Raw genomic sequence first — 12,478 nt, 5'->3', positions numbered from 1 at the left:
TAAATACAAGTATGGCTCGTTCAACTCGTACAGGATTTACAGGTTATCCTACGAAAAATGATACCGAAGGAGATTCAATGACGATGGCAGGAAGAAATGAAGCAGAATTGCATTTGAAGCAGCTTGGATTAAAGACGGAGTACCCGTCAGACTATGCACCAGACATTTTGGAGTCATTCGACAACAAACATCCTAACCGGGATTATTTCGTCAAATTCAATTGTCCGGAATTTACAAGTCTATGTCCGATTACGGGACAGCCAGACTTTGCGACCATTTACATCAGCTATATCCCGGGTGTGAAATGTGTGGAGAGCAAGTCGCTCAAGCTGTATTTGTTCAGTTTCCGCAACCATGGCGACTTCCATGAGGATTGCGTGAACATCATAATGAATGATCTGATTAAGCTGCTTGATCCGAGATATATCGAGGTATGGGGCAAATTTACCCCGCGTGGCGGCATCTCGATTGACCCGTACTGCAACTATGGCCAGCCGGGTACGAAGTTTGAAGACATGGCTGCTCACCGACTGATGAACCATGATATGTATCCAGAGAAGGTAGACAATCGCTAAATATATGAATGCTGGTAAGCGACTGAGCAATTACAAATAGAGCAAGCAAAGAGAGAGAGTATATGTTCATAGCATAATCCTCTCTCTTTGCTATAGTCGCAGTTCTAATCTTCAATCTCCTTCATAAGCTAGTGTTGAGAAGGAGGGGTACATGCCATGGTTGATTTCAATAAGCCAGCGGCCAAGCGTCAAGAAGTGAAGATGATGAACCGCAAGCTCCTCGAGATTAGCGGAGTGAGCAAGGTAGAGAGCTTCGACAGTGAGGAGTTCCTGCTTGATACAGAATGCGGCTTCTTGACGATACGCGGCCACAATTTGCATATTAAAAATTTGAGCCTGGAACAAGGCTTGGTTGCCATCGAAGGTACGGTCAACTCCCTGACCTATTTGGATGCGAATGCGCAGGACAAGTCGAAGGGCTTTTTCGGTAAGTTATTCAAGTGAACCTCCACACTCAATGGATGACCGTGATGCTCATGATGATGAGCGGACTTGCGCTTGGTCTGGTGTTCGACAGCTACCGTGTCGTCGCAGGCCAATTCAAGTTTCCACGGTGGACGCTGCCTGTATTTGATCTGCTCTATTGGCTGGCAGCGACGCTATTCGTGTTCCAAATGCTCGTGAAGGGCAATCAGGGAGAATTAAGATTTTATGTGCTGCTTGGTCTAGCAGCAGGCGCATGGCTGTATGCTGTCTTCCTTAGCAGAATAACCGTTTTGATTGTGAAATGGGTAGTTGCCGCCATTAAGGCCATATGGCGCTTCGCAATGCGGTGTGTGTATGTGCTTATTGTACTGCCGTTCAAAGGGATATGGGCAGGAATAAAAGCACTTACATTATTTTTCATATCGTCTGCTATGTTCCTCCTCAAAATTGTGCTACAATGTTTACGACCGCTCTGGCTGCTCATCGCATGGTTGTTCAAGCCGCTTGTCATGCCGCTATGGAACCGATTCAGAATGACGGAACGGTGCAAGGGCATATGGCAAGGGGTGATATCAGCCGGCAAGCGCATTTCCGCGTGGCTCATTGGTGTACGTTGCCAGATGAGGCGGTTCCTTGACCTGTTTAGACGCAAGCGTTAGCGGGTAAGGTGTATCGTGAGCTACTGATACAAGGGGGTGCACGTATGTCGGTGTCTAAATCCCGAAGACATACTCCAAGCCGCAACCAAGATAACAAAATAGCGGGAGCCAAGCGCAGATTGCGCATGTGGCTGGTCTTCATGGCGTTGTTTATAGGGTGGGGCACGTATACGTACTTCAGTCAATTGAACACGATGGAAGAGCTTCGCTCAGATTTGAAGGCGCGTGAGAAGGAGAAGGGCGAAGTCGAACAGGTTCGCAACGATCTGCGTCAAGAGGTCGATCGGCTCAATACAACGGAATACATACTGCAATTGGCGCGAAGCCGAGGTATGGTGCTTCCGGACGAACTCCTCATCCGCAAACACGACGAATAGAGCGTAAAATCAGGACAACCGTCGGTTGACCAATGTTGCGCCATTACAGTATAATCACGACATAAGCATTGCTTTTTTGCTTTTGAGCAATGTTCCGTTTAACATTTTAAGGGAGGAACATTTTATTCTATGACAATTGAAGTGGGCACCAAGTTAGAAGGCAAGGTGACAGGGATTACGCATTTTGGAGCGTTCGTTGATCTGTCGGGAGGTGTCACGGGACTGGTTCACATCTCTGAAATTGCCGATAACTATGTCAAGGACGTGAATGACCATTTGAAGATTGACGATACAGTCACGGTCAAAGTTATTAACGTCGACAAGGACGGCAAGATCGGCTTGTCTATTAAGCAAGCAGTCGATAAACCTGTAACGGAACAGAGACCTCCAAGAGGACCTCGTCCGGACCGTCCTCCAGGAAGAGACGGGGGCAATAGCAGGTATGGACACGGGAACCGGGATCGAGGGGGACGCAAGTCGCCTAGTTTCGCTTCTTTTGAGGATAAGATGTCGCGCTTCCTTAAGGATAGTGAAGAACGCATTTCTTCTTTGAAGAAGAATACGGAATCCAAGCGTGGAGGCCGTGGAGCACGCCGCATGTAATCGTCCATGACGACAACGTAATTAAAGCCGCAAGCCGGGCAACCGGTCTTTGCGGTTTTTTTGCGTGTGCAGATAAGCAAAACATGTAGACATCCGGACGCCATGATCTGACGGGATCGTCGTTTCCTTGCCGCACAATTGCTGGAAAAACTTTTTTTGTCGTGTCGGCCTGCCTGTACGACAGGTTCTTACGCCTTTCCGTATGCTTTATTGTCAAATGACCGTCGACCCTAGCGGATGAACGACAAAAATATGACATCTTCTCTTCAAAGCTGCTTAAATGGAAATGGCCCAAACCCCTGATACGCCGCACATATTCCGCACTGGGAAGCGCTCGCGACGCTTGTCGGAAAGTTTTTTTGACCCCTTTCCTTTTTATGACAAACTATTTCTATCACCTTTTCTATAATGAGAGGCACACAATTCATAGAATAGGTGGTGCCAAATGATGAGTAAGACAAAGATCATTCCATTTCCAAAAAGAGGCTGGCAGGATATCAAGGAAGAAGGAACCGGATGGATGAATGCGCCTAGCAAATGGCGTCTGGACGGATTCCAACGTATGCTAGGTACGCGCAAATGGACGATTATGTTCGTCCTGATTGGCTTCCTTCTTGGTCGTGCCATGATCTTGAATGAATTATTCCCGTTTGCGGCTGCCTTTTTTGCGGTTGTATATTTCTCGCGCCGGGAGCTGGCTACGTGGGTGGGAACTGCATTGTTAGCCGGAAGCTTGTTCGCTCCAGAGCAAATTACAATAATGATGGGGATGCAGCTGCTGCTCATTGTCCTCATGTATCGTGGATGGAAGGCTTATGATAGACGTTCAGATATGAACATCGCACCATTGATGGTGTTTGCGGCTAGTCTTATTGTGAAGCTGCTCGTCACTTTTCTATCACACTCTTTTACTTGGTATGCCCTAGCAATGGATGTTACAGATGCGGCGCTTGGCTTCGTCTTAACGCTCGTATTTGTTCAAGCCCTACCCGTACTAACGATGAGTAAACGCAATTATACGCTTCGTGTGGATGAAATGATTTGCCTAATGATTCTGCTTGCTTCTATGATGACAGGTGCTGTCGGCTGGAGTGTACAGGGCATGCAGCTGGATCATATTTTATCACGCTATTTCGTTCTTCTGTTTGCCCTAGTTGGCGGAGCGCCGTTAGGCGCATCAGTAGGCGTTGTGCTAGGACTAATCCTTGGTCTTGCAGAGCCGAGCTCATTATCGCAAATGAGCGTACTAGCCTTCTCTGGTCTGCTTGCAGGACTGCTGCGGGAAGGGAAGCGCTGGGCAGTTGCCTTCGGTATGCTGCTAGGTACGGCAATCTTATCGGTCTATATTGGTCCTCCTGAGCAGGTCATGGTATCGACATGGGAGACGATAGCCGCAGCCGCCCTATTTCTGCTTACTCCCAAATCCATATGCCGCACATTGGCTAAGTATGTCCCAGGGACGAGTGAGCATACGAATTCACAGCATGAATATGCGAAGCGCATGCGCGACATGACGGCAGAGCGTGTACAGCAGTTCTCCAAGGTATTCGATCAGCTGTCACACAGCTTCAAGCAGGCTGCACCTACGACGGCTGGCGATGCACCTGCGCAGGCAGGTGAGGAAGAGATATCGGATGGAGTTATTGAGGCTGCATCCGTGGTTACATGCGGGGCATGTCCGCGAAGGCAGGCATGTTGGGGCCGCAAGTCGATCCAGACGATGACGATGATGAAGCAAATGCTCGTGAAGGTGGAGGGGAACCCGGAGTTCGCATGGAAGGACAAGCCGCTCCCTCACTCTTGGAAGACACATTGTCTGCGGGCGCATCAGATGCTTACAGTGCTGCGAGATCAGCATATTCGGCACATGCATGAGGAACATTGGCGCAGGCAGCTGCAGGACAGTCGCCAGTTTGTAGCTGAGCAATTATCAGGGGTTTCACAGGTCATGGACGACTTAGCGAAGGAAATTCAGCGCGAGGGCAGAGAACTGTTCATGCAGGAGGAGCAGATCCGTCAGGCCGTAGAAGATCTAGGATTGTCGGTTCACCGTGTAGATATCATGTCACTGGATCCTGGGCGTGTAGAGATTGAAATGGTGCATTCCTTCACGGAAGGATATGATGAATGCCGCAAGCTGATCGCTCCGCTGCTGTCAGATATATTGGGCGAGCATATTGCCGTACGGGACGAATCCATTACCAGATCGGAAGGGCAGGGTGTTGTCTCCTTCGTAACCGCGAAGGCCTTCGAGGTTGATACAGGGATGGCGGGTACTGCCAAGGGAGGTGGAATGCTGTCGGGAGATAGCTTTAGTGCGCTCGAGCTGGGCAGCGGCAAGTTCGCTGTTGCCTTAAGTGACGGAATGGGGAATGGAGAGAGGGCGCGTTTAGAGAGCAGCACGGCACTTCACTTGCTTGCTCAGCTGCTTCAGGCAGGAATTGAGGAGCAGTTGGCGATCAAGTCCGTCAATTCGGTGCTGACCCTTCGATCTCCTGATGAAGTGTACGCTACGTTAGATTTAGCAATTATTGATTTATTTTCTGCCAAGACGATGTTGATTAAGAGTGGTTCAACGCCAAGCTTCATTAAGCGAGGCGAAGAGGTTCATTTAGTTTCCTCGAACAATTTGCCGATAGGTATATTACAGGATATTGAAATTGAACTGGTTGACGCCTCTCTATCACCGGGTGATATCGTGGTAATGATGACAGACGGGGTATTTGATGCGCCTGGCTCGGCCGTTAATAAGGAATTATGGATGAAGCGGCTCATCCAGGAGCTCGAGACGGACGACCCGCAGGAAATTGCTGATCTCCTGCTAGAGACTGTCATCCGGCATTCGGGAGGACGTATTGATGATGATATGACCATTGTTGTCACGCGTGTAACGAGACATCGACCACAATGGGCGACTTTGCACTGGAGTGGGGGTGATCGAATCGAACGGCCGATGCCTGTCAGTTGATTAACCATAAACAGACAATGAATGATTATTCCTCATTTGCTTCTAAGACTTCTCCCGAGAGGGGAGGACTTACACTATGGTTAAACTCTCCTATTATGGGGCACACTAGAACTAGATTCATAGTGACCATAGGGAGATGAATGAAGGATGATGAAGCAAATTCTTCTCATTACGGATGGATGCTCCAATGTAGGCATTCAGCCCGCCATTGCCGCCGCGGAGGCAAGGGAGAACGGAATAACGGTCAATGTAGTCGGCATTGTTGATCATGGTACAATTGGACAATTGGGTGCTTGCGAGATTGAGGAGATTGCTGGTGCAGGCGGTGGTGTAAGCCGCATCGTGCAATCGCATGAGCTGTCACAGACGATTCAGATGATGACACGTAAGACAGTAGTGCAGACGATACAGCAGGCTGTGAATAAGGAATTGAAGCTAATTCTGGGTGATGCTGCAACTGATGGCGTGCAAGCACTTCCACTGGAGAAGCGTTCTGAAGTGGTTCGTGTCATGGACGATATGACGGAACAGTCAGCGCTCAAGGTGGCGCTGCTTATTGATGCTAGTGCAAGCATGAAGCCGAAGCTGGCCGCAGTCGAGGAAGCGATACGAGATTTAATGCTTAGCCTGCAAGCTCGAAGCGGCAAGAGTGAGCTGTGTGTATTTCATTTTCCTGGCCCATATGGGGGAGAGGAAGCAGTCCAGGACTTGGAGTGGACGGATGAGATTACGCGTGCGAAGAAGTTGTTCCAGCGACTGAATATGCGTGGGACAACACCGACTGGCCCAGCTTTGCTGAAAGTCATAGATTATTATCGAACGGTACCTCGCACTGTGGACAAGGAAGCAGAAGTGGTGCCTATCAATCATCATGAAAGAATGGAAATGGACGGGGTATGGAGTGACTACATCGTTTAAGGAAAGGCGACAACTCAATAGAGCATCCCAAAAGCCCCAAAAGGGAGACTCCCACAACCAGTTGCGGGCAGGCATGGTGCTGCATGGGGTATGGAATCACCGTGCCTATCGGATTGAGCGTCTTCTTGGAAGTGGCGCCAATGGGGTAGTCTATCTGGTGACGCTGCTGTCGGCCCCTAATGATGGACGTGGGGGAGCGATAGGCACCTTTGCGTTGAAAATAAGCACCAACGCCGTTGATCTCCAATCGGAAGTGAATGCCCTTGGCAGTCTGGAGAAGCAGCGGCGAACATCCTCCCGATCATCAGCTCACCAAGACAATCGCCCCTTCCTTGTTGATGTAGATGATGCAGATATGAATGGGGAGCGTATATCCTTTTATGTAATGCGCTATGTTCCAGGTGAAAGTATTAAAGCTTACATCCGGAAGAAGGGCCCCAGGTGGTACGGTATAGTGGGGAGCAAACTGCTGGCGAAGCTGCATAATGTACATCGGCATGGATGGGTATTCGGCGATCTTAAGGCGGAAAATGTCATTGTAGGTAATGGCGGAGAGGTTGAGCTTGTTGATTATGGAGGATTAACGAGCAGAGGGAAGAGCGTAAAGCAATTCACTGAAATGTATGATCGGGGGTATTGGCATGCAGGCTCGCGTACAGCGGATGATGGATATGATCTGTTCTCATTTGCCATATTGACGATTCAGGTGCTCGGGGGAAAGGAGCTCCGTGAGCGCATGAAACGGGCATTGCCCCAAACGCGGGAAGTAAAGGAAGTACTGGAGCTTGTTCATACCCATCCTATCCTGCGGCATTATGAGTCATGGCTAGTCCATGCGTTAAAGGGGACATTTTCAAATTCGGAAGAAGCATGCCGGATGTGGGATGAATTAAGTCGCCGCTTGCATCGATCGGGGATGCGGCCATATCGGCCAACTCCGCTATGGATGAAGTGGTTTTTTGCTGTATCTGTTATTTTGTTTGCAATTAGTATCGCATGGTGGACAGGAATCCCCTATTAATTTTATAGACTAAATTGTGGTATATTGGTAACAATCATATGCATCTTATCCGTAGGAACAACGTAGTTATACATACATACTTATTAAGAAGATATTTCAGAATGGTAGCGGGTGAACTCAATCGACTTCCGATGGATGCAGTGCAGGCATCACGGGCTCGATTGGTAGCACGCAGATTTTGAACGTGCTTCATCGATTTGGTATGCTTCATACATAGCAAGACGGGACATGAACCTGCACGTGAGTGGAGCTTTACTGCGGAAGCATGCAGGTGCTTGAATGAATGCCGGGAATCGGGGATGAATAATGACAGCAGGACAATCAGCGGACGGTGAACAATTCAATGCTTGGGACAAATGGATAGAGCAATTGGAAGCCGATTGGTGTAAGAGAGGTCTCTGGGGTGCAGGTGCTGTAATGGTAGTAGCTGTATCAGGCGGTCCGGATTCGATGCTGCTTCTACATGCATTGGCTGCATTGAACGAACGAAGTGACTGCAAGCCGGGCAGGCTCATTGTTGCCCATGTTCATCATGGATTTCGCGGGCAAGAATCAGATGAAGAGGCCAGATTCGTCGAGCAGGAAGCGGCAAGATTGGGGCTTCCATTTGAGATGATTCGGGTTGATGCTCCTGGTTTAGCGAAGCGGGAAGGACTTAATCCTCAGGCGGCAGCAAGGCTGCTTCGTTATGAGTTCCTCATCCGTACTGCCAGTCAATATGGAGCTACTCATGTTGCGCTTGCTCATCATGCGGATGACCAAGCCGAGACCGTACTTATGCGCTTAATAAGAGGATCAGGCAGCACAGGGCTAGCTGGAATGGCGTGGAGCCGCGAAGAAGAAGGGCTGCTCTTTGTTCGGCCATTGCTAATGCTGCGTAAGATGGAAGTGCTCCATTGGTGCTCAGTGCGGGACATTCCATATGTGAACGACAGCAGCAACACCAAGCGCAGTTATTTTCGCAATCGGATGCGACTGGATATTATCCCTCAGCTTGAGGAGGAGAATCCGAAACTTGTTGAAGCGCTCTGCAGGATGGCGGACTCACTGCGTGATGAAGATGATTATATGGAAGCGGAGACCCGCAGGTTGTTTCAACGTTACGTAAAGGCGGTAAACGATGGTAGGTCTGGTGACAGCAATGCCGCATTATTTATTCCGCATGTGCAGGCGGGATATATTCTTGATCGGAACACCTTTCTAGGATTACATGTTGCTTTACAACGCAGGTTGATTAAACTAATATTAAATTATCTTACACGAGGTTCGGATCAGATTGATTTTGAAGCCGTTGACTCAGCAAGAGTGAGGGCAGCAGGCGAGTGTTCGACTACGTGGAGGGTGGATGTTGCTCAAGACATTGTATTTGCGCGTGAATATGAGCGTTTGCTATGGCTTCGGATACACCATGATTCTACAGAAGGTGCAGACTGCAAGACTGGCTTTACGATACATAGAACCGATGCAATGGGGCAATTGTCATTACCGAATAACAACAGCACACTGCGGTGGACGACTGCGGCAGAAGTGAAGGCTGGCAGCGATGCCGGAAGGAGCGAGGGCTTTTCAGCGGGTCAACATCATCACGGACAGGCTTGGGAAGCTTCATTCGATGCTGAAGAGCTGTGTTGGCCGCTTGTTGTTCGTACTCGGCAGCCAGGAGATCGGATGCGGGTGCAAGGACTAAATGGCAGCAAAAAAGTGCAAGATATGTTCGTTGACTTGAAAATCGCGCCGTCATTGCGTGACACGATTCCTCTTGTTGCGGACGCGAACGGACACATTGTGTGGATACCTGGAGTGCGGCGTTCTAATGCGGCATATGTGCAGCCTTCGACACAAGCAGTAGTTCATTTTGCACTGGAGGGCGGAGCCCATGAGCGATCTGTCCATCCATGAGGTAACGAACACATAGCCGGTCATTGGCTTGCCGCATGGAACGATTAACGTTCACATAAGATTGAGTATTCACAATAGGAGGGCCCATCATTGCATAACGACATTGAGAAAGTAGTATTTAGCGAGGAACAGCTTCAAGCAAAAGTACAGGAATTGGGTGAACAGATTAGCCGCGATTACGCTGGTAAATGTCCGCTCGTTATTTGCGTGCTCAAGGGCGCGTTCATTTTTATGGCCGATTTGGTCAAGAATGTTACAGTACCGTTGGAATTGGACTTCATGGCGGTATCCAGCTATGGCGCATCGACGAAGTCTTCGGGCGTTGTGCGCATTATGAAGGATTTGGATGTATCGGTTGAAGGACGCGACGTTCTCATTGTGGAGGACATTATTGATACAGGGCTGACCCTCAGTTACTTAATTGAGGTGCTTCAGGGCCGCAAGGCGAACTCGATCCGTGTAGTTACTCTGTTCGATAAGCCAGCGCGTCGCACCACTAATATGGAAGCAGACTACAAAGGCTTCGTTCTGCCGGATGAGTTCATCGTTGGGTACGGACTTGATTTTGCTGAGAAGTATCGCAACCTTCCATACATTGGCGTATTGAAGCGTGAGATTTATTCCGACGAGGTGTAGAATCATTCATTCTCATCGCTTAGATGGTCAAGTTGTGATGGCAATACGTGCTATGATACAATAATTTCGTGTCTTTGAGAGGAGGTTGGGGATGAATCGCTTTTTTAAGAACTCTGGTTTTTATCTGATTCTTTTTCTAGTCGTGGTCGGCATTGTCCAATTCATTGGCAACGGCGGAGAAGCCACGGAAACCCCGAGATATGACCAGTTTCGCAAAGAGTTAGCGGCCAACAATATAGACGAAATGACGATTCAATATGAAGGTCGGGCATATTTGGTCATCGGTAAATATAAGAAAATTCCAGATGGACAGAAATCTCAGCAGTTCGTAACGTATATTCCAGATAGCTCACCAGCTATTGAGGAGATTATGAAGGCCGATACGGCACAGCAATCCCTCAAGCTTACGTGGAAGAAGATGGAGGAGCAAAGCCTATGGCTGACGGTTCTGACTTCCTTCATTCCATTTGTGATCATGTTCATCCTGTTCTTCGTCTTCTTTAATCAAGCTCAGGGTGGCGGCGGCAAGGTCATGAATTTCGGCAAGAGCCGTGCTCGCTTGTATAATGAAGAGAAGAAGCGTGTTACCTTCGAGGATGTCGCAGGGGCGGATGAAGAGAAGCAGGAATTGGTCGAGGTCGTCGAATTCCTTAAGGATCCGCGCAAGTTCGCAGCACTCGGCGCACGCATACCGAAGGGCGTTCTTCTGAACGGTCCTCCAGGTACAGGTAAGACATTGCTTGCACGTGCTGTTGCAGGCGAAGCAGGAGTTCCTTTCTTCAGCATTTCTGGTTCTGACTTCGTTGAAATGTTCGTCGGTGTCGGTGCATCCCGTGTGCGTGACCTGTTCGAAAATGCGAAGAAAAATGCTCCTTGTATTATCTTTATTGATGAAATCGATGCTGTTGGTCGTCAGCGCGGCGCCGGTCTTGGCGGCGGTCATGACGAGCGGGAGCAGACGCTTAACCAATTGCTCGTCGAGATGGACGGTTTCGGCGCCAATGAAGGAATCATCATTGTCGCAGCAACGAACCGACCAGATATTCTCGATCCAGCATTGCTCCGTCCAGGTCGTTTCGACCGCCAAATCACAGTGGATCGCCCTGACTTGAAGGGCCGGGAAGCTGTATTGAAGGTTCACGCGCGCAACAAGCCGCTGAACAAGGACGTGAAGCTGAATACAATTGCCAAGCGTACAACTGGATTTACGGGTGCTGACTTGGAGAACTTGCTGAACGAAGCAGCATTGCTTGCAGCGCGCAAAAACCATAAAGACATTACGATGACAGATGTGGACGAAGCAATCGACCGCGTTATCGTAGGTACAGAGAAGCGCAGCCGCATGATCAGCGATCGAGAAAAACGTATTGTCGCGTTCCATGAAGCCGGTCATACCATTATCGGATACTTCTTGGAACATGCAGATATGGTGCACAAGGTTACGATTATTCCTCGCGGACGTGCTGGCGGATACGTCATCATGCTGCCGAAGGAAGATCGTATGCTTACAACAAAGCAAGAGCTTCTGGACAGAGTTACAGGTTTGCTTGGTGGTCGGGTTGCTGAGGAATTGTTCATCGGCGAAATCGGCACAGGCGCTTATAGTGACTTCCAGCAAGCAACACGAATTGTGCGCAGCATGATTATGGAGTACGGCATGAGCGAGAAGCTCGGCCCAATGCAGTTCGGCAACCGTCAAGGAGAAGTATTCCTCGGTCGTGACCTTGGTCATGAACAGAACTACTCTGATGCGATTGCTTACGAAATCGATCAGGAGATGCAGCGTATCATGAACGAGTGCTACGAGCGTGCGAAGACATTGCTGACGAAGCATACTCGCGAAATGAACCTCATCGCCAATACATTGCTTGAGTTGGAGACACTCGAACTTGATCAAATCAAGCAATTGATCGAGAATGGCCACATCTCCGATAAGAAGTCGGATGGAGATGAGTCTGCCGGTACACCGGTGACAGGCGGCACATCCTCCAGTACGCCAATTATTGAGACTACTGGCGATGTGAAGGTGAACCTTGTTGGCAAGCCAGAGAAGCTTGGCCCTACGCAGTGGGATTCCCCAGCTGATGCTAAGCCGGAAGGCGACATTCCGAACGGAACCTCACCAGAGGACTTCCGCAGCAATGAGCCACAGGCAGTTGAACGTCCGGATGCTCCTTCCGAGCAGTCCGAGACGAATACAGAAGCCACGGGCAATCCGGATGACAACAAGAACAAGAACCAATAGAATAGCCCTCATTCGCCGATTTGGCGATTGTAAAGAGTGCACCATAGCGTGCACTCTTTTTTTATGGCTATTGAAATATTGGCGCAGTCTCGATTGTGAATTGACACAGCCATAGGCGTTGTGTAAATTAAGTGTTAATGACTACAACAAG

Annotated in this window: 11 protein-coding genes; all 11 read left to right on the top strand. The window is 49.2% G+C overall.

Translation table 11 applies throughout. From position 1 onward, the window contains the following. The first annotated feature begins 83 nt into the window (after positions 1-83). The 11 genes from queF (at position 84) to ftsH (ending at position 12,327) form a co-directional block, all read left to right on the top strand. A complete protein-coding gene (gene queF, locus PBN151_RS29245) occupies positions 84-575 on the top strand; it encodes a preQ(1) synthase (RefSeq protein WP_072732118.1) in 492 nt (163 codons plus the stop codon). Positions 576-731: 156 nt separating this feature from the next. Beyond that, positions 732-1,019 carry a sporulation protein YabP gene (gene yabP, locus PBN151_RS29240; RefSeq protein ID WP_021255187.1) on the top strand — a complete coding sequence of 96 codons (288 nt, stop codon included), beginning with the start codon at positions 732-734 and terminating at the stop codon, positions 1,017-1,019. Continuing rightward, a complete protein-coding gene (yabQ, locus tag PBN151_RS29235) occupies positions 1,016-1,660 on the top strand; it encodes a spore cortex biosynthesis protein YabQ (protein ID WP_072732117.1) in 645 nt (214 codons plus the stop codon). The genes yabP and yabQ overlap by 4 nt, the downstream gene beginning before the upstream one ends. 44 nt (positions 1,661-1,704) lie before the next feature. After that, the gene (locus tag PBN151_RS29230) at positions 1,705-2,037 is read left to right on the top strand and encodes an FtsB family cell division protein (RefSeq protein WP_175560830.1); all 333 of its coding nucleotides are present in this window, start codon (positions 1,705-1,707) and stop codon (positions 2,035-2,037) included. Between the two features lie 129 nt (positions 2,038-2,166). After that, the gene (locus PBN151_RS29225) at positions 2,167-2,640 is read left to right on the top strand and encodes a S1 domain-containing RNA-binding protein (protein WP_021255190.1); all 474 of its coding nucleotides are present in this window, start codon (positions 2,167-2,169) and stop codon (positions 2,638-2,640) included. 448 nt (positions 2,641-3,088) lie between these two features. Continuing rightward, positions 3,089-5,608: a stage II sporulation protein E gene (gene spoIIE / locus PBN151_RS29220; RefSeq protein ID WP_072732116.1), complete on the top strand. Its 2,520-nt coding sequence runs from the start codon at positions 3,089-3,091 to the stop codon at positions 5,606-5,608. A 150-nt stretch (positions 5,609-5,758) separates the two neighbouring features. Further along, positions 5,759-6,526, top strand: a complete 768-nt coding sequence (locus tag PBN151_RS29215; protein ID WP_072732141.1) for a vWA domain-containing protein — start codon at positions 5,759-5,761, stop codon at positions 6,524-6,526. After that, positions 6,480-7,547, top strand: a complete 1,068-nt coding sequence (locus PBN151_RS29210) for a protein kinase domain-containing protein (RefSeq protein ID WP_083545387.1) — start codon at positions 6,480-6,482, stop codon at positions 7,545-7,547. The genes PBN151_RS29215 and PBN151_RS29210 overlap by 47 nt, the downstream gene beginning before the upstream one ends. A 306-nt stretch (positions 7,548-7,853) precedes the next feature. Continuing rightward, the gene (gene tilS / locus PBN151_RS29205; RefSeq protein ID WP_072732115.1) at positions 7,854-9,446 is read left to right on the top strand and encodes a tRNA lysidine(34) synthetase TilS; all 1,593 of its coding nucleotides are present in this window, start codon (positions 7,854-7,856) and stop codon (positions 9,444-9,446) included. 90 nt (positions 9,447-9,536) lie between these two features. Then, positions 9,537-10,082 carry a hypoxanthine phosphoribosyltransferase gene (gene hpt, locus PBN151_RS29200; RefSeq protein ID WP_021255195.1) on the top strand — a complete coding sequence of 182 codons (546 nt, stop codon included), beginning with the start codon at positions 9,537-9,539 and terminating at the stop codon, positions 10,080-10,082. Between the two features lie 91 nt (positions 10,083-10,173). Next, a complete protein-coding gene (gene ftsH, locus PBN151_RS29195; protein ID WP_072732114.1) occupies positions 10,174-12,327 on the top strand; it encodes an ATP-dependent zinc metalloprotease FtsH in 2,154 nt (717 codons plus the stop codon). Positions 12,328-12,478: the final 151 nt, after the last annotated feature.

Source organism: Paenibacillus sp. NAIST15-1, from assembly GCF_001894745.1.
Lineage (GTDB): Bacteria > Bacillota > Bacilli > Paenibacillales > Paenibacillaceae > Paenibacillus_B > Paenibacillus_B suaedae.
Note: the sequence above shows the minus strand (reverse complement) of the source record. Positions and strands in the feature narration are given on the sequence as shown.

Excerpts from the sequence above, each read along its gene's own strand:
- PBN151_RS29215 (WP_072732141.1), top strand. The coding sequence starts at position 5,759 with ATGAAGCAAATTCTTCTCATTACGGATGGATGCTCCAATGTAGGCATT.
- yabP (WP_021255187.1), top strand. The coding sequence starts at position 732 with ATGGTTGATTTCAATAAGCCAGCGGCCAAGCGTCAAGAAGTGAAGATG.
- PBN151_RS29225 (WP_021255190.1), top strand. The coding sequence starts at position 2,167 with ATGACAATTGAAGTGGGCACCAAGTTAGAAGGCAAGGTGACAGGGATT.
- spoIIE (WP_072732116.1), top strand. The coding sequence starts at position 3,089 with ATGAGTAAGACAAAGATCATTCCATTTCCAAAAAGAGGCTGGCAGGAT.
- tilS (WP_072732115.1), top strand. The coding sequence starts at position 7,854 with ATGACAGCAGGACAATCAGCGGACGGTGAACAATTCAATGCTTGGGAC.
- queF (WP_072732118.1), top strand. The coding sequence starts at position 84 with ATGGCAGGAAGAAATGAAGCAGAATTGCATTTGAAGCAGCTTGGATTA.
- PBN151_RS29230 (WP_175560830.1), top strand. The coding sequence starts at position 1,705 with ATGTCGGTGTCTAAATCCCGAAGACATACTCCAAGCCGCAACCAAGAT.
- PBN151_RS29210 (WP_083545387.1), top strand. The coding sequence starts at position 6,480 with ATGAAAGAATGGAAATGGACGGGGTATGGAGTGACTACATCGTTTAAG.
- ftsH (WP_072732114.1), top strand. The coding sequence starts at position 10,174 with ATGAATCGCTTTTTTAAGAACTCTGGTTTTTATCTGATTCTTTTTCTA.